The 18,530-nt window shown below is 35.0% G+C and carries 17 protein-coding genes and 1 pseudogene; 13 read left to right on the forward strand and 5 right to left on the reverse strand.

The features are described from left to right. Positions 1-11: 11 nt before the first annotated feature. Entirely contained in the window at positions 12-1,349 is a 1,338-nt protein-coding gene (locus GXW81_RS07625) for a dihydroorotase (protein ID WP_161531840.1), read from the reverse strand. A 144-nt stretch (positions 1,350-1,493) separates the two neighbouring features. On the opposite strand from GXW81_RS07625, the gene GXW81_RS07630 reads away from it, so the two are divergent. The 13 genes from GXW81_RS07630 (at position 1,494) to GXW81_RS07690 (ending at position 15,110) form a co-directional block, all read left to right on the forward strand. Continuing rightward, positions 1,494-2,570, forward strand: a complete 1,077-nt coding sequence (locus GXW81_RS07630; RefSeq protein WP_161531841.1) for an acyltransferase — start codon at positions 1,494-1,496, stop codon at positions 2,568-2,570. Then, the gene (locus GXW81_RS07635; protein WP_161531842.1) at positions 2,571-3,737 is read left to right on the forward strand and encodes a glycosyltransferase; all 1,167 of its coding nucleotides are present in this window, start codon (positions 2,571-2,573) and stop codon (positions 3,735-3,737) included. Positions 3,738-3,749: 12 nt separating this feature from the next. After that, positions 3,750-4,670 carry a glycosyltransferase family A protein gene (locus GXW81_RS07640; protein ID WP_161531843.1) on the forward strand — a complete coding sequence of 307 codons (921 nt, stop codon included), beginning with the start codon at positions 3,750-3,752 and terminating at the stop codon, positions 4,668-4,670. A 2-nt stretch (positions 4,671-4,672) separates the two neighbouring features. Then, the gene (locus GXW81_RS07645; RefSeq protein ID WP_161531844.1) at positions 4,673-5,818 is read left to right on the forward strand and encodes a glycosyltransferase; all 1,146 of its coding nucleotides are present in this window, start codon (positions 4,673-4,675) and stop codon (positions 5,816-5,818) included. Positions 5,819-5,824: 6 nt separating this feature from the next. After that, positions 5,825-7,270, forward strand: a complete 1,446-nt coding sequence (locus GXW81_RS07650) for an MBOAT family protein (RefSeq protein ID WP_161531845.1) — start codon at positions 5,825-5,827, stop codon at positions 7,268-7,270. 5 nt (positions 7,271-7,275) lie between these two features. Then, the gene (locus GXW81_RS07655; protein WP_161531846.1) at positions 7,276-8,208 is read left to right on the forward strand and encodes a hypothetical protein; all 933 of its coding nucleotides are present in this window, start codon (positions 7,276-7,278) and stop codon (positions 8,206-8,208) included. Between the two features lie 2 nt (positions 8,209-8,210). Further along, on the forward strand, positions 8,211-9,359 hold the full coding sequence (locus tag GXW81_RS07660) for a glycosyltransferase (RefSeq protein ID WP_161531847.1): 1,149 nt from the start codon (positions 8,211-8,213) through the stop codon (positions 9,357-9,359). 211 nt (positions 9,360-9,570) lie between these two features. After that, complete coding sequence (locus GXW81_RS07665) at positions 9,571-10,122, forward strand: serine O-acetyltransferase (RefSeq protein WP_161531848.1); 552 nt, start codon at positions 9,571-9,573, stop codon at positions 10,120-10,122. 133 nt (positions 10,123-10,255) lie between these two features. Next, positions 10,256-10,939, forward strand: coding sequence for a carbonic anhydrase (locus GXW81_RS07670; protein ID WP_154137853.1), 684 nt, complete (start codon positions 10,256-10,258; stop codon positions 10,937-10,939). Positions 10,940-10,950: 11 nt separating this feature from the next. Beyond that, on the forward strand, positions 10,951-11,247 hold the full coding sequence (locus GXW81_RS07675) for a hypothetical protein (RefSeq protein ID WP_026090396.1): 297 nt from the start codon (positions 10,951-10,953) through the stop codon (positions 11,245-11,247). 141 nt (positions 11,248-11,388) lie between these two features. Continuing rightward, positions 11,389-12,993, forward strand: coding sequence for a SulP family inorganic anion transporter (locus GXW81_RS07680; protein WP_014937979.1), 1,605 nt, complete (start codon positions 11,389-11,391; stop codon positions 12,991-12,993). A gap of 117 nt (positions 12,994-13,110) precedes the next feature. Next, positions 13,111-14,001: a phosphatase PAP2 family protein gene (locus tag GXW81_RS07685; protein ID WP_225908212.1), complete on the forward strand. Its 891-nt coding sequence runs from the start codon at positions 13,111-13,113 to the stop codon at positions 13,999-14,001. Beyond that, positions 13,986-15,110 (forward strand): hypothetical protein, encoded by a 1,125-nt coding sequence (locus GXW81_RS07690; protein ID WP_064969650.1) that lies wholly within the window; start codon positions 13,986-13,988, stop codon positions 15,108-15,110. Before GXW81_RS07685 ends, GXW81_RS07690 begins: the two co-directional genes overlap by 16 nt. 9 nt (positions 15,111-15,119) lie before the next feature. On the opposite strand, the gene pth is transcribed toward GXW81_RS07690, so the two are convergent. From pth to GXW81_RS07710, 4 genes and pseudogenes are all read right to left on the reverse strand, one after another. Further along, complete coding sequence (pth, locus tag GXW81_RS07695) at positions 15,120-15,683, reverse strand: aminoacyl-tRNA hydrolase (RefSeq protein ID WP_014937982.1); 564 nt, start codon at positions 15,681-15,683, stop codon at positions 15,120-15,122. Positions 15,684-15,813: 130 nt separating this feature from the next. Further along, positions 15,814-15,960, reverse strand: a complete 147-nt coding sequence (locus tag GXW81_RS07700; protein ID WP_161531849.1) for a hypothetical protein — start codon at positions 15,958-15,960, stop codon at positions 15,814-15,816. 5 nt (positions 15,961-15,965) lie between these two features. Further along, the gene (locus tag GXW81_RS07705) at positions 15,966-17,396 is read right to left on the reverse strand and encodes a hypothetical protein (protein WP_161531850.1); all 1,431 of its coding nucleotides are present in this window, start codon (positions 17,394-17,396) and stop codon (positions 15,966-15,968) included. A gap of 142 nt (positions 17,397-17,538) precedes the next feature. Further along, a pseudogene (locus GXW81_RS07710) lies at positions 17,539-17,920 on the reverse strand (HU family DNA-binding protein). Positions 17,921-18,530: the final 610 nt, after the last annotated feature.

Genomic DNA, 18,530 nt, shown 5'->3' on the forward strand with positions numbered 1-18,530 from the left:
TTTATTAAAGTTTAGTTTCTATCAAATAAAAGTCTTTCTCCGTGTTTATTAGAGGAAACTTCTCCATTATGATAAGCCAAATGCCCATTAACAAAGGTGTGAGTGATTTGGGAATGAAAGGTTTCGTCTTCTAACGGACTCCATCCACAATGATAAAGTATATTTTCTTTTGAAACTGTTTGTTCAGCGTTTAAATCTACCAAGACTAAATCTGCCTTATAGCCCTCTCTTATAAAGCCTCTCTTTTCTATTTGGAAAATGATGGCTGGATTGTGGCACATCTTCTCCACAATGGTTTCTAGACTTACCTTTCCTTTTTTATGGTACTCTAACATCGTTTGCAAAGAGTGCTGTACAAGAGGTGCTCCCGAAGGGCATTGTGTGTAAGGTTTTTGTTTTTCGTCTAAGGTATGTGGGGCGTGGTCTGTTGCTATCACATCTATTCTACCATCAAGCAGCGCTTCCCATAAGCCGTCTTTATCTTGTTGAGTTTTAACGGCAGGATTCCATTTGATAAGACTACCTTTAGTTTCATAGTCTTCATTAGTAAAATGAAGGTGATGCACACAAACTTCTGAAGTTATTTTTTTGTCTTTTAGAGGAGTCATATTATCTAATAATATGGTCTCTTTTGCGGTTGATAAGTGGTAAATATGTAGTCTTGCACCTGTTTTTTGAGCGAGTTCTATGGCTTTAGCTGATGAAATAAAACAAGCGTCTTCGCTCCTGATGAGATGGTGGTATTTTACAGGAATATCATCACCAAATTCAGTTTTATAGTCTTCTGTATTTTTACGGATGGTAGTTTCGTCTTCACAATGTACACAAATAGGCATTTTAACTTTGGAGAAAATTTCTTCTAAAATTTCTGGATTATCCACCAGCATATTTCCTGTGGAAGAACCTAAGAAAAGTTTTATAGCAGCTACATTTTTAGGATTAGTTTTTAGGACTTCGTCTAAATTGTCATTAGTCCCACCCATAGAGAAAGAGTAGTTGGCGTGGGAAGTTTGCGAAGCTATCTGATATTTATTTTCTAAAAGTTCTTGTGTAATCGCATTAGGAACGGTATTGGGTTGTTCTATAAAACTCGTAACACCTCCAGCAATGGCAGCACGGCTTTCTGTTTCAATAGTTCCTTTGTGGGTAAGCCCAGGCTCTCTAAAGTGAACTTGGTCGTCTATTACTCCAGGTAGAAGGTACAGTCCTTTAGCGTCTATGATTTGGTTGGCCTCGGTTTCTAATATTGAGGGAGCTATCTTAGTGATAAAACTATTCTCTATAAGAATATCTGATTGAAAAATTTGGTTTTCATTAACGACTTGAGCGTTTTTAATGAGTACTTTCATTTCGGTAAAATTACTTTTTAAGATTCATTAGAGCGTAAATTTATTTATTATTTTGTAAATAAACAAAGTGTAAACTTAACTTGTTAAAAAAACATAATTACTTTGTTTATCTTTGTCATGAATTACAAAATAGGGAGATATTAAATGAATAATAATAAAATGTTTTTTCCTGCCCTTACAGGGTATAGAGCAATAGCAGCTTGGATGATTTTTATATATCATTTTTTTCCATTTAAAAATGAATCACATTCTTACCCAGAGTGGATAGCAAAGATTATATGGGAATTCCATATAGGAGTAGATATGTTCTTTGTATTGAGCGGATTTCTAATAACTTATAGATATTTCAATGAAAACCCTATAGATTTCAAGAAATACATGGTGAATAGATTTGCAAGGATATATCCCATGTATTTTTTGATTACAGTAGCGGTTTTTATAAGTGGCTATCTTACTTCTGGTGTTTGGACTCAAGAAAAAACAATAGAGGCTCTATTGAGCTTTACAATGACAAAGGCATTTTTTAAAGAATATTTTTTAGGAGGAGTGGCACAAGGGTGGACGCTTACTTTAGAAGAAATGTTTTATGTAACAGCACCGTTTTATTTTATTTTAATTAGAAAAAGAAAAATTTGGCTCTATTTATTGCCAATTTTTATTTTCATTTTTGGTTTTGGAATGAAGGAATTTTTTTCTAACTTTTCCAATCTAGGAGGTTTCTTACAAAAGAATATAGCTACTTATATTATAGAGTTTTTTGTAGGAATAGGTTTAGCCTTGTTGGTTAGTAAACAAAGTAAAAGTATACATATATTAAAAGATAAGGTTACTTATGTAGGGATAGGTTTTATACTCGTATATCTTATAGGAATGCAGTATTTCCGTGCGATTTTCGACTTAAAGTATGATCCCGCTGTGTTTGTCTCTATGGGAGCTTTATCTTTATTAGGAATAGCGCCTCTGTTATGGGGGCTTATCCATGAAAGAACCTTTATTAGTAAAATTTTATCTGCTCCTTTTATGGTGTTACTGGGAAAAAGCTCATATATATTCTATTTAATTCATAAAGGTTTTATCCCAATATTTATCAATAATAATATTTGGAGCAATAAGTTATTTATTTTTGTTGTCTTAAATATTATATCAATTGTACTGTTCAAGTATATTGAAGAACCTGTGAACTTATGGATTAGAAAGAACTATAGTAAAAATAATAATTAGATGATTAATAATAAATCACAAAAAATAAAAGTATTATTTAGGCTTAGATCTTTAGAGATGGGAGGGGTGCCACGAGTGGTTTTGGATTTGTTGAGAAACCTTCCTAAGGATAAGTTTGATTTGGCTTTAATGCTTAATTTGTATCAAGGCGAATTGGTCTCCGAAATACCTAAAGATATTAGGCTTATCGTTGTGGAAAAAGGGAGAGAGCAGATGTCTCAAAATGCTTTTGTTCAAAAAATACAACTGGGACTAAGGCGATTGAAGTTAGAATTCTACGATAAATTTCCGAGTTTGCTTTATGCTTTTAAAGTAAAGGAAGAGTACGATATAGAAGTATCGCCGGGCTATGCGGAATTTGAGATGGTGCTTAATTCCCCTAATAAAAAATCTAAAAAGGTAGGGTGGTTCCACACTGATGTTAGCTACGATAAAGATGAGGCAAGGGTAAAAAAACGCATTGATTTGATGAAGAGGTTTGACTGGATGATTTTTGGGGCTGCACAAACCAGACAGGTGATAGAAGATTTATATGGGGTAACTTACCCAAAGAGTTCGGTTATTTACAATGTTATTAAAATCAATGAAGCGAGAGAGAAAGCAGAGGCTTTTAAAGTGGACTTTGATGTTTGTCCGTGCTTTACCTCAGTTGGAAGGTTGCATAGTAGAAAGGGCTATCATACTTTAATAAAAGTTCATAAACGATTGATAGACGAAGGCTTACTGCACTCTATTGCCGTTATAGGTGGAGGAAATGAAATGGAAAATCTGAAAAATCAAGTAAAAGAATTATCCGTAGAAAAAACTTTTTTACTTTTGGATACTCAAAAAAATCCTTGGCCTTATGTTAAAGCGTCGGATTATTTTGTGTTGCCTTCTCAATCAGAGAGTTATCCATTAACGATAGGTGAGGTTATGGCGTTAGGGAAACCAATTATTTCCACCAATGTAGGTGGCATACCAGAAATGATAGATGATGGGAAAGACGGCATTTTGGTTAATTACGATGAAAATGAACTTTTTGAGGCAATGAAATCATTCCTTACCAATCCAGAATTGGTGGAGAGAATTAAGAAAGGAACTTTAGGAGCTGATGAAAAGTTTGATGAGAGAAAGATATATGCTCAAGTTACGGAAGTGTTTGAGAGATTGGTAGCTACCAAGTAAATGCATTTAAAAATGAACAACGATATAAAAATTACGATAGTTACGCCAACCTATAACCGCGCTCACACTTTGCCACGGGTGTTTAATTCTTTAAAAAAGCAGAGTTTTTTAGGCTTTAAGTGGTTGATTATGGATGACGGCTCCACTGATAACACTAAAGAGTTGGTGGAAGAATTTAAGAAGGAAAGCCCATTTGAGATAGAGTATTGTTATCAACCTAACCAGCATAAGTTTTTAACGGTGTTAGATGGTATAAAGAAGGTTACTACACCTTATCATATGGTGGTAGATTCTGATGATTCTTATCCTGATGAGGCTTTGGAAATTCTCCTTAATGAGGTGGAGGCTATTAACAATCCTGACGATTATATTGGAGTGATGGGGCTTTCCGTAGATGAAAGTGGAAAAATAGTGGGCGATGAATATCCTCACGGTGGGTTTGACGGAAGTATTTTCGATATGCGTTATAAGTACAAGGTTAGAGGAGATAAATTTGGAATTTTTATTACACCAGCTTACCATCGCCAAATCCTTGGGAAGGATTATAGCTCCTACAAAGGGAAAGGCTACATTCCACAATCGGTAATTTTTAACGAGTATGATGCTAAGGGAATTAAAACAAGGTTTGTTAATAAAGTAGTGAGGGTTTATCATAAAGACGAAGATGACACGGCTTCCGTCTCTAATACCAGATGGACGGGAAAGAATGTTTATGGTTTAAAGGAAGGTCATTTGTCTTTTCTCAATAGCTATGGGGTTAGGTTATTAGTGTATCCTAAAGCATTACTAAGAAATATTGTGGGTTATCAGTACTATTCATTTAAAAATGGAAGTTCTTTTAGAAATATCTTGATGGATATTCAACCGTCTTTAATAAAAGTATTAAGTTGGGGACTTTTACTCTTTAGTTTTTTGTATTATAAAGTGAGATAATTATGGACGGGAAAGGTAAAAAGGTACTATTGGTATACTACAAGTTGTTTAAGCCAGGTGGCGTGGCTAAGGTAATGACAACATTAGCCAATGAGCTTGTGGAAGAAGGGTACAAGGTAGAAATACTGTTGTTGATGTCGCCAAGACCTAATTTTTATCCATTAAATGAAAATGTCAAAATCCATCATATAGATACTTTTTCACATTGGGCTTGGAAAATATGTGAATTTAATGTAAAGTGGCTTAAGTTTGTTCCTAAAATACAGAACATCAATGCCTATATTCATCATATAGGAGTCTATCTGATGTTGAAAAAATGGTTGAAACAGAATCATCAGAATTACGATACTATTATCTCTTGTTGGTATAAGTTGTCTTCTTTTATAGGAAGTATGGATAATGCTATAGCAGGGAAAACTATCGCATGGGAGCATATGAGTTTTACGAGTATGGGGAAGTTTTATAGTGCCTTGGCAAAGAGGTACTATAAAAATTTGAAATACATTATTGCTACAAATAAACCTGGAGAAAAATACTATCTTTCAATTAGTAAAAGGAGTCAGACAATTTATAACATCATGGACGCTAGCTTTGAAAAGTTGAATTATATCCCTTTTGCTGAAAAAAAGAATATAATTTCTGTAGTGGCTAGATTGGATGTCGAGAAAAATGTAGAAGAATTTATAGATATTATTTCGGAAATTAATTTGCCAGAGGGCTGGGAAGTTAGAATAATGGGAGATGGAACTTGCCGAGAAAAAATATACTATAAAATTACTCATCACAATCTTGAGGATAAGGTGAGGTTGATGGGAACGGGCAACTTAGATGATGTTAAAAATTTGATTATAGAATCTAAAATATGTTGTTTAACTTCTACGGCAGAAGCTTTGCCTACGATTTTAATTCAAGCTATGTTTTGTTCAAATGTTTTAATAGCTTACGATTGTAACTACGGTCCGTCAGATATTATCAATAAGAATAATGGATTTTTAATTCCGCTTAGAAATAAAGATTTATTCAGAGAAAAGCTACAATATCTGTTAGATAATCCAGCGGATTTAGAGCGTTTATCACATTCTTCCTACATGGAGACACAAAAATGGAAGAAAGATAAAATTTTAGAACAATGGAAAAAAATAATATAGCAAGCCATGCTTTTTAACTCAATAGAATTTGCGATATTTTTACCGATAGTTTTTATACTTTATTGGTTTGTATTTCATAAAAATATAAAGCTACAAAACTTCTTTATAGTAGTTGTAAGTTATATTTTTTATGGTTGGTGGGATTGGCGTTTTCTTTTTCTTATCCTATTTAGTACAGTGTTAGACTATTCTTTAGGAAGGTTACTAGCTTTAGATAAAGAACCTAAAAAACGAAGGATGTATCTTGTTGTTAGCGTGATAGTTAATTTAGGGTTTTTAGGGTTCTTCAAGTATTGTAACTTCTTTATAGATAATTTTATAGCAGCATTTACTTTTTTTGGACAAAAACCATCTATTCATACACTTAATATTTTGCTTCCTGTGGGGATTAGTTTTTATACTTTCCAAACATTAAGCTATACCATAGATGTGTATAAGAAAAAATTAGAGCCAACCAAAGATTTTATTGCATTTAGTGCCTTTGTGAGCTTTTTCCCGCAGTTAGTAGCGGGACCTATTGAGAGAGCCACACACCTATTGCCTCAATTTTATAAAAAGAGGGAATTTGATTATACTAAGGCGGTAGATGGTATGCGTCAAATTCTTTGGGGACTATTTAAGAAAATGGTAATAGCGGATAACTGTGCGGTTTATGCTAATCAGATTTTTGCGAGTTCAGATACCTCTTCGGGAAGTACGCTAGTGCTTGGTGCTATATTTTTCACCTTTCAAATCTACGGAGATTTTTCTGGCTATTCGGATATTGCCATAGGTACTTCTCGTTTATTTGGGTTTGATTTGATGAAGAACTTTGCTTATCCTTATTTTTCTCGTGATGTAGCAGAATTTTGGAGACGTTGGCACATTTCTCTTTCTACGTGGTTTAGAGATTATCTGTACATTCCTTTGGGCGGGAGCAAGGGCGGAAATTGGATGAGAATTAGAAATACCTTCATTATTTTCTTAGTGAGTGGATTTTGGCACGGAGCAAATTGGACATTTATTGCTTGGGGATTTCTAAATGCCCTTTTCATAATGCCGTCCATTATATTGAAAACGAATAGAAATAATATAGAAGTGGTGGCTCACGATAGACTATTACCTTCTTTAAGAGATGTTTTTAATATGCTTACTACCTTTGGATTGATGGTTTTTGCGTGGATTTTTTTCAGAGCAGAAGATATGACGCATGCTGTTTCTTATATTACTAATATATTTAAACCATCATTATTTAGCTTTCCTAGTCTTAATAAGGCTGCATTAGCTACTCTGATTTTAGTTGGCTTTTTATTGGTCATAGAATGGCAAGGGCGAAGAGGAGAGTTTGCATTAGAAAGTTTTTGGCTCAAAAAGCCTCGTTTGCTAAGATGGAGTTTTTATGCGTTTGTTATTCTTTTGATAGGTTTGTTTATGCAAACTAATGAGACCCCATTTATTTATTTTCAGTTTTAATAGATATGAAATCATTTATAAAAAAGATTATATTTTTCTCCGTTTTTGGAAGTGTGTTTTATGTGGTAGTTTTGCCAATATGGAGCCAAGTAATGCCACCATTTATGGCTAAAAATGTGAGAAACTGTGTGGGGTGCTATGGTCATTTGTTTTCCAGAACCAAAGATGTTGGCAATCTAGAAAAAAGTCCAGATATTTTATTTTTAGGGTCATCACACGCTTATCGAGGTTTTGATACTAGGGTGTTTAGTAAAAATGGTATTTCTTCATTTAATTTAGGTTCTAGTTCGCAATCTCCTATCAATACACAGGTGGTGCTCAAGCAATATTTGGATAGGATAAAACCTAAAATGATAGTTTACGAGGTGTATGCAGGAACGCTTTCGGCTGATGGTGTAGAGTCTTCTTTAGATATGTTAAGTAACAATAAAATAGATGCTAATGCTATTGAAATGGTACGGCGTACTAGGCACTTAGCGGTTTTTAATACGGCTATTTATGGTTTATATAGACAGCTGTTAGGCTTAAATAAAACTTTTTCTGAACCGAACATTCAAAATGATGATGTTTATGTACAGGGAGGTGGTTTTGTGGAAACAAAGTTTAGAAAAAACCCAATGCTAGAAGAAGCAAAAGGCAAGTGGGAGCTTAACCCTAAACAAATTGAGGCTCTGAAGGAAAACTTAGACTATATCAAGAAAAGAAATATACCCTATATTTTAGTTCAAGCCCCTATTACCAAAAAACTTTATGAGTCTAAAACGAATAACAAATCGGTGGATAGTCTTCTATCAACTATGGGGACTTATAAGAATTTTTATGGCGAATTACCTTTAAACGATACTATAGACTTTTACGACAGTAATCATCTTAATCAAAAGGCAGTCGTTAAGTTTAACGAAAGTTTTATTACTTATTTAAAAACCTTAAAAAGATAGATATGAGTGATGGAAAAAAGAAACTTCTCATTCGTATAGGTTCATTGAGACACGGTGGAGCGGAGAAGGTGCTGGTAACTTTTCTTAAAAATCTTCCACCAGATAAGTATGAAGTAGATTTATTACTCAATCTATACTCGGGGAAGTATTTATCGGAAGTCCCTAGTTGGGTTAATATCTTGTATCTAAACAAAGGGGAAATGATAACCACTAATCGTTTGCAGGATATCCCTCAAAAAGCGTTTAGAGTCATTTATCAAGGAATATTAAAAAAGTTTCCAAAATTACTTTATCATTTTATTCTCAAAGGTAAAAAGTACGATGTAGAATTAGCCGCTATTCACGGTTTTAGAGATGAAGTGTTAAATTCGCCATTGAAACAATCTAAGAAAATCATCTGGATACATAACGATTTAAGAAAGACCGAATTTCACAATTATACTGATGCTGAAATTAGAAAGTTTTTTGGATATGATAAGATTATGGTCATATCTGAGCATATTCAGAAAGACTTTGACGGTTTAGCTCAAAACGAGACAGAAAAAAATAAAATCATTAGGATTTACAATCCACTAGACACACAAGAAATTCTTAATAAAAGTGAGCTGGGGAAATTATCACACACAAATCTGCCTACCTTTGTATCCGTGGGTACAGTATTTCCTCAAAAGGGGTTTGATAGACTTCTAAAAGTCCACAAAAAGCTCTTAGACGAAGGTTTGCCACATCGTGTACAAATTTTAGGAGATGGCTATGATTTTGATAATATCCAAAAACTCAAAACAGAACTTGGAATAGATAGCACGGCGGAGATGTTAGGCTTTACAGATAATCCGTATCCGTATTTCAAAAATGCCGATTTCTATATTCTAAGTTCACGGTACGAGGGCTACCCTACCGTATTGTTTGAAGCGATTACTTTGAGAAAGAATATTATTGCAACAGATGTTTCTGGGGTTAGGGAGATGCTTTTAGACGGTGATTTGGGGCTTGTGGTAGATAATTCAGAAGAAGGTATTTACCAAGGAATGAAAAAGGCACTTACCAATCCACAGTATTTTCAACCATATCAAGAAAAACTAAAAGATTACCAAATGCCATTCAGTCTTACCAATTCTGTGGAGAAGATAATGCAAATATTAGATAGTTAGAACTGTTTTTTTATTAGGGCGTGCCCCTAGTCCTTGCGATGGCTTAGGCTCGGGTCGGTCTTCTGGCAGTCGCTATCTTATAAAATCCAAAGGCTAATTCCTTCCATTTTTTATAAGATGAGCTCCCACAATGCCCTTCGCCCTCACGCACGATCTGGATATTATAGAGATATTTCTCTATCTTTGCCATAAGTTTATCAAGCGACCTTAGATGAATTACACTACTATACAAAAAGACTTCTACCGAGAGAGTGGAAAGTGGCTTTCTGGGATTCAGATTTTGAAAAAATGTTTCAGCCCTAATCTTCACTATATTTATTGGTTTCGTAAAGCACAGAAATACAGAAGTACTCCTTTTTTGGGGTTCATTGTACGATTTATTCTTAGACGCTATCAGATAAAATACGGTTTTCAGATTTATCCTGAAACTCAAATAGGCGAAGGCTTTTATTTAGGGCATTGGGGAGCGGTAGTTATCAATCCGAAAACCATTATTGGTAAAAATTGTAATATAGCACAAGGGGTTACCATAGGTCAGCAGAACCGAGGTAAAAAACAGGGCGTGCCTACCATTGGAGATGAAGTTTGGATTGGGGCTAATGCTGTAATTGTAGGTGGAATAACCGTAGGGAGTAATGTACTTGTTGCTCCTAATGCGTATGTGAATACCGATGTACCTAGTGGTTCTGTAGTTATGGGGAATCCAGCACAAATTATACCTAACGACCAAGCAACGGAAGGATATATTAATCATAAAGTTTAATTATAAAAAGTGTTAAAAAATACTTTAATTGGTTCAAAAACATTATATTTGCATAATTCTTGATACCCTAGGGTGTTGACGGTAGTTTGAAAATTATTTAAAACGAGGAGACTAATTTTAAAATTTATATATTATGCCAAATTCGTATGAAGTAATTTTCGAAAACAACAAAAAGTGGGTAGAAAGTAAACTGGGTGGAGATGCTGATTTTTTCAAAAATTTAGCTAAAAATCAAACTCCAGATTTTCTTTACATTGGGTGTTCGGATAGTAGAGCAACAGCAGAGGAGTTAATGGGGGCTCAGCCGGGCGAAGTGTTTGTTCACAGAAATATAGCTAATGTGGTAAATACTTTAGATATGAGTTCTACAGCTGTTATACAATATGCCGTAGAGCATCTTAAAGTAAAGCATATTGTGGTATGTGGGCATTATAACTGTGGAGGTGTAAAAGCTGCTATGTCTTCTCAGGATTTAGGATTGCTTAATCCTTGGTTGAGAACCATTAGAGATGTTTACAGATTACACCAAGCAGAGCTAGACGCTATCGAAGACGAACATAAGCGTTTCGATAGATTGGTAGAGCTGAATGTTCAAGAGCAATGCATCAATGTAATTAAAATGGCGTGTGTGCAAGAAAGATACATTTTAGAGGAGTTTCCTATTGTACACGGGTGGGTGTTTGATTTAAGAACTGGGAAGTTGATAGATTTGAATCTTGATTTTGCTAAGACGCTTAAGGATATTCAAAAAATCTACAATCTAACAGATTCTGATTGGGTAATGAGTAGAAGAAATAACAAAAATCTAAACCCTTAAAAGTTTTTTAGATGAGGTTTAAAAGTATTTTATTGTTGATGATTTTCCTAAACTTTATGGCGTTACCAAGTATCGCCAAGATGTTTGGTGAAGACATTTCAATAGTTACTTTTACAATCTCTGAAGAAGAAACACAGTTTGGAGAAACCATTTCGTTTTCGGAGAAAATGATTTCGGAAGTTATGAGTTTGCAGGATTTTTCCTTGTTGTCTAGCTATAAATACGCCAGTAGAGTGTTTATAAGTTCTGATGATGCAGCTCTTCTCTCACCGTTCTTATCGGTGCATTATACGCCTCCAGAAGCATAATATTACTACTATCTCTTCTTATCTGAGGAGGTTCAGCTTGATATTTTATCAATTTTTAGTCGTTTGAAATAACGGTAAATTCTCTTAGAGAGGTTATTGGTTATTGTAGAAACGAGAGTTCTAATTATTTCAATATTTAAAATGAAAAAGACATCTTTATTAGGAGGTTTTAAAGAAAACTTTCCTTCAGGACTTGTGGTATTCTTGGTAGCATTACCATTGTGTTTAGGAATTGCATTAGCATCTGGAGCACCGCCGCTTTCTGGTATTATTTCTGGTATTATAGGTGGTATTGTGGTAGGTTATATTAGTAATTCGCATATATCAGTATCAGGACCTGCTGCTGGTTTAACAGCGATTATCCTTACAGCTATTACAGATTTAGGAGCGTTTGAGCTTTTTCTTTGCGCGGGTATTATAGCAGGTGTAATACAGTTGATTTTAGGATTTGTGCGTGCAGGTAGTATTTCTAATTATTTCCCTACTAATGTGATAGAAGGTATGCTTGCTGGTATTGGAGTTATCATTATTATGAAACAAATCCCGCACGCTTTAGGATATGATAGTGATTTTGAAGGAAATGAAACCATTTTTGACAACGGCTATAATCTTGATTCTATATCTAGCTATCTTCAAAATCTTAGCTCATCGGTGCATATGGGGGCAATTATAGTAACATTAGTTTCTCTTGCGATTCTTTTGTTGTGGGACAATGTGGCAGCACTTAGAAAACTTAAAATGTTACCAGGAGCATTAGTGGCGGTAGCGGTAGGTATTTTATTAAATGAGTTTTTCAAGGCTAGTGGAAGCTCTTTAGCGATAAGTGAAGAACATTTAGTTAATCTGCCAGTACCTCAATCTGCTGAAGATTTTAAAAATATGATTGTATTGCCTGATTTTTCAGGATTTACTAACCCCCAAATTTGGGTAGTGGGGGCTACTATAGCTATTGTAGCTTCTATAGAAACATTATTGTGTATTGAAGCAGCAGATAGATTAGATAATAAAAGAAGAATTACAGATACCAACTTAGAGCTTAGAGCTCAAGGGATAGGTAATATGGTGAGTGCCTTTATTGGGGGGCTTCCAATGACTTCGGTAGTGGTTCGTTCTTCAGCTAATGCCAATGCGGGAGCTACATCTAAAGTTTCGGCTATTATACATGGGGTATTGTTATTAGTTTGTGCAGTATCTATACCTGTTATTCTTAATAAGATACCTTTGGCTACTTTAGCAGCAGTACTTCTTTTGGTAGGATATAAATTAGCAAAACCATCTACAATTGCTCATTTTTGGCATAAAGGGAAGTACCAATTCATTCCTTTCATAGCTACGGTAGTTGCAGTTGTGGCTACAGACTTACTGAAAGGAGTGGGAGTAGGTATGGCGATTTCTATATTCTATATTTTACAAGGGAATATGAAAAGAGCGTACTACTTTAGCCGTGAAGAGTTAGACGAAGCTGATGAAATTACCATAAGATTAGCAGAAGAGGTTTCGTTCCTTAACAAAGCGGCAATCAAGAAGACTTTAAAAAATATAAAACCAAACTCTAAAGTAACTATAGATGCTAGAAATACCTCTTATATTACTACAGATGTATTAGAGTTAATACAAGACTTTGCTAATGTAAGAGCTAAGGAGGAAGATATAGAAGTAGTGTTACTAGGGTTTAGAACATCTTATAAAGATTATGAAAAAGACCAACATTCTCATATAGAGCTTGGTCATGGTAAAGCAATTTAATTTCATTTTATAAGTTTTTCACTAGAGGTTGGGCGTCAGTTTATAAAGCTGAAGCCCAACTTTTATTTTTAATTGTCCTTAAACATAAATCTTGTATCTTTGGGGGCTTTTTTATCTATGAAGAAAATATTAGGGGGGATTTCGTTGTGTTGGTTTAGTTTAACCTTTTATATGGTGGTTACGCTAGTTTTGGTGTTGTTGGTAAAACCCGATGGCTTTTTTCTTATACCAATATTAGAAGGGAGATTTTATTTTTTTGCAGTGTTTTTAGCGGCTTTATTTTTTGATAATCAACTGAAAAACTATCCAAAAATAAAAGTACTGGTAAGCTGGTTGCTAGCCTATGCCTTTTTAGGTATGGTTTATAAGGAGACGGCACAACTCAATCTTATGTTTTTTGATAAAATAGATAGTTGGCTAGTTGAGATAGACCACCTTTTGTTTGGCTTTCAGCCTTCGCTAGAGTTTTCTAAGGTTTTTGATTATCCTTGGTTTAGTGAACTGATGTTCTTAGGGTATTTCTTCTATTACCTGATGCCTCTCATTGTGATGGGAATGCTTTTTAAGTACAAGCCTAATCTATTGGAGTTTTTTGGTTCTTTATTGATAACAGCTTTTGTTATCTATTACACTATTTTTATTTTTGTTCCAGCGGAAGGGCCACAGTTTTATTTCCCATATCCTAGCAATACGGTAGAAGCTTATGGTCTTTTTGGAATGGCAGTAAAACAAATCCAATTGATGGGCGAAGCTCCTACGGCGGCATTTCCTAGCTCTCATGTGGGCGTAAGTGTAGTCGTTCTGATTTGGCTATTTAAACATTACAGAAAATTATTTTTCTTAATATTGCCATTTACATTTATTCTTGTTTTCTCTACGGTGTATATCAAAGCACATTATGCGGTAGATGTTTTGGCGGGAGGAGTTACAGGAGTATTGGTTTACTTGCTTAGTTCAAGTATGACTTTATTTTTTATAAAAAAACGAAAACAATGGAAATCACTATAAAACAAGTAGAAGGAGCTAAAGAACTCAATACTTTTATCTACCTTCCAGAGAAGATACACCATAATCATCAGGAGTGGCTACCGCCTCTCTACATAGATGAAGAGAAGTTTTTTAATCCTAAGAGAAACCCCGCATTTCAGCATAACGACACCATTCTATTATTAGCTTACCAAAATGGAAAAGCAGTAGGTAGAATTATGGGGATTATACCACATGAGTATAATAAAAAACAAAACCTTAAGACAGCAAGATTTAGCTATTTTGAATGTTATGAGGACGAAGCCGTATTCTCGGCGTTACTAAAAGAGGTAGAACAATGGGCAAAGTCTAAAGGTTGCGAAGAGCTTATTGGACCGATGGGATTTTCCGACAAAGAGCCTCAAGGGTTTCTTACCAAAGGATTCTCTGAACCTACGATGATGATTACCAACTCTAGCTTTGAGTATATGTCTAGAATGATTTTGGCTTCGGGGTACAGTTCTTTTGTGGAGTTGTGTCAATATGATGTTCCGCTAACTTCTAAAATTACCGAACGCTACGAGGCTTTTACGGAAAGAATACAAAGCAGAATGAACATCACGGTACATCAGTTCACTTCTACGAAACAGGTGAAGCCTTTTGTGAAGTCGGTGTTTAACCTTATCAATGCTACTTATCAAGAAATCTATGGCTTTACTTCTATTTCAGAGGAAGAAATGGACGAGTTTGCCAACCGTTTTCTCCCATTATTAAATCCTAAGTTAATTAAAATTATTAGCGATGGTTCGGGGAGGGTAGTGGCGTTTGTGATAGCGATGGCAGACCTAAGCCAAGGGATTAAAAAGGCTAAAGGGAGACTGTTGCCATTGGGTTGGTTCCATATTTTGAGAGCGTCTAAAACATCTAAACGATTGGTGCTATTGTTAGGCGGTATTGCACCAGATTATCAAAACAAAGGTCTAGATGCGGTTTTGGCAACGCACCTTTTTGGTTCTGCAATTAAGCTAGGCTTTAGATCGGTAGATAGCCACTTAATTATGAGAGAAAACCACAAGATGCGTGCAGAGATAGAGCGTTTGCCTAACCACAGAATGTACAAGGAGTACACTATCTATAAAAAGGAAATTTAGCGAAGCGGATTACTTTCCATTAAAGCCTGTCATCGCATTTTGGATACCTGCGAAAACAAAAGCTAAAGAAGCCTTAGTAAATTGCTCTAGGCGTTCTGGGAGTTTGCTTTGTTCTTCCTCGGTCCATTTGCCGAGTACATAATCCACTTGTTTACCTTCGGAGAAATTGGCAGAAATACCAAACCTTAATCTTGGGTAGTTTTGCGTTTGTAGGAGTTCTTGGATATTTTTTAGTCCATTATGTCCTGCGTCTGAGCCTTTCATTTTCATTCTAAGCGTACCGAAAGGCAAGGCTAAATCATCGGTGATGACAAGCAAATTTTCTAGCGGAATGTTCTCTTTTTTTAGCCAAAACTTCACGGCGTTACCGCTTAAATTCATATAGGTGTCGGGTTTTAGTAATATTACTTTTCTGCCCTTATATTTACCCTCTGCTACCCAGCCAAAGTTAGCTGTTTTAAAAGGAGCCTCTATGCTTTCTGCAATTTTTTCTACAACTTTAAAGCCTACATTGTGGCGAGTTTCTGTGTACTCGTCTCCTTTGTTGCCAAGCCCTACGATAAGGTATTTCATGGTTTTACTTTATTTTTAATGCGGTGCAAATTTAGAGTAATAATTGGTTTTAAAAAAGTTTTACTATCTAAGAAAGCTTTTATGAGAAGCAACAAAAAATCCCTCCAGTAGATTTGGAGGGATAAAAAAATTACTTAGACAATAGTGCTTCTATTTTAGATAACCTTTCTTTGAGTTCTTTAATTTCGGCATCTTTAGCTTTTAGGGCTTTGTCTTGCTCTATGCTGTGTAAATAGAGTTCTTCTATCTTCTCTACATTGGTGAGCTGGGTAGCCATAAGGTCTATATAACCTTGTTTTTAATTTCTGCGGCGGACTTATACCCTGGCAAATGTCCATTAGTCTTTACAAAATCTTCTACTTGGCTTAGGGTTTTAAAGCTATAATCTGCCTTTAGGCTAGAAGTACCTGTATAATACTTTTGGAACACATAGTCTGGGAAGATAGCGGCATTAGTACCTACAAAACCCGTGGCTTTTACATTACCTGCAACTTCTAGTTTTTCGGTAGGAGCTGTAACGCCTATACCTGTTTTACCTTCTATATAATTTGTTTTTTCAGAACCATTGATATAAATACCATACTGATTGGTCGCATTTCTTACATTTCCAGTAGCATAAAAATCATACGAATTAGTTATTGTTCCTGAATAAGTTGAAGTATCACTTCTTGAAAAAAAGCCATAAGAATCAATTATATTACCTGACCCTTTAAGACTTCTAACTGAATAAACTCCTATAAGTTGCTCAATAGGGGCAATATTTTGTTCTAGAGTAGAAAAAAGAGATAAACTTCCATAGGCATTTTTAATAGAACCTGCTGGTTTTTGAATGCTCGTAGCAATGCCGGCTCCACGAATGTCTCTTGTATTTCCTCCTCCTACATCAAAAGTTCTTGCAGCTATAGAGGTTAACTCAAGAGTGTTTCCATTATCTAGCTTCTCCGCGGTAAAACTACCAGTTCGTACAAGCCTTACAGGGATAGAAGTATCTGTAGGAATGATAAGCCTGTGATTTTGTCCTATGAAATTCCCATTAGTTCCGGTGTTACCTTCAATCTTATCAACATTATATATGTAATGTTCCCCCCAGCCTGATATATCTCCATAAATATCATTAGATGTAGGAGAGGAAGAAGAATTTAAAAATATGAAATTACCACTAAGTTCTGAAATGTTTTTAGTCTGTATTTGATTTGTTACACTATTATAATCTTGAAATATAGATTGAGTCTTAGGGTATTTTTGGTAGCTTCCAGTAGGAGTATATTGTACAATATCCTTAATCTCAGAATCTATAAGTCTAATGTTTCCGCTGTTTTGTTTTTGCCAAATATCATCATTGTTTCCTGTACTCTTTACCCACTCTGTACCATTGTAATAGTAATAACCCTTTTCTGTGATTTTAGCTACTTTGGTATCATTACCTGTATAATTGCTTATAGCCCCATTGGTCTTAGTAGCGTCATCTATTACATACACTAGAGTTCCTTCTACAGGAGCTTCGATACTTGCCACACGAGTTTTACTTAATTGGGGAGCTAAAATCCCTTCGTTAGTCTTGGCGTTATCTTGGCTATTGGTTGCATTGGGCTGAACATCTAAAGTAGCTCTAGGTAAGGAGATATTAACCCCTACTTTACCACTTTGCCCATAAACTGCTAAGCCTAAACCTAAAAAGGCGAGTACACTTAATTTTGTAGCTGTTGTTTTCATAATATTTAATTTTAAAAATTGTTAATGATTTTGTTTAATTTTTTCTTTGTTGTTCTTTGGGTTAAAAATTCCCTAGCGTGGCGTTTAGAATTTCCTAACTAGGGAATTAAGATTTCCTAGCTAGGAAATTTTTTGTGGGTGGCTAGGCTTTCTCAAACTTCAGCGTTTGTAGTATCTTTTTAAGGTCAGACCCCGGGGTAAATAGTACTTTTGTGTTTCTAATCGCTGCCGAAGTTACTTCCTCTTCCTTAGCTTTGCCCTCACTGCTAAGGCTCACTCTCATACTGCCGAGTTCGCCTAGCCTTACAATTCGTCCTTCTGATAATGAGGTTTGCATTACATCTACGAGTGCATAAAGCACCGCTCTAATGTCCGCCCCACTTACGGTAGAAATCTTCTCGATGTCTTTGGTAAGACTCTAGAGTTTTCTCTCCTTGATACACAGGCGATGCATAGAATTTTTTGTCGCCTCCGCCCGCCACACCTGGCTGGGCTTTCTGAATAGTTTTGTACTTAATAGACATAATCTAGTATTTAATGGTTAATTGTTAATGTTCAATGGTTATCTAAAATCTAATCTCTCATATCTAACTTCTAACCTTAAAAAACGCCTTTCCCCTCTAAACACACACAAAACGAGAGGAAAGGCTAAAACAGAAAGAGCAGAACGCTTCTTCTGAACACTAAAATCACCCAACAAGAACGACCATGTTTTAAGACAAAACAATGGTGCTTTTAGTAGATATTGATGAAAGCTAAAATTGGAATGGTCTAAACACAAAAAGCCCCAATAAAAATTGGTGGAACTCTATTTATAATTAACAATAAAGGTTGAAATAATTTTCTAGATAATATAGCACATACCCACGAAACTACCTGTGTGTGTTTACGAAATTATTTGGAACAGCCAAATAATTCTGTAACTTTTTCACATTTTCTTGTATGTCGTTGATAGTGTATTGCATAAAGAAGAGACAAATGTATAAGCTATTTTTTAGATATGCAAATTTTATAAGGTGATAATTTAGAGGATAGAAGGTTTGTGAGGTTTAATAAAAAAATATATCTTTGCAGTTCATTTTGAGTGATATACACTTCTGAAATATAAAATAAGAATACAAAACTCTTATCCTT

The sequence above is a fragment of the Riemerella anatipestifer genome (assembly GCF_009932355.1).
Lineage (GTDB): Bacteria > Bacteroidota > Bacteroidia > Flavobacteriales > Weeksellaceae > Riemerella > Riemerella anatipestifer_E.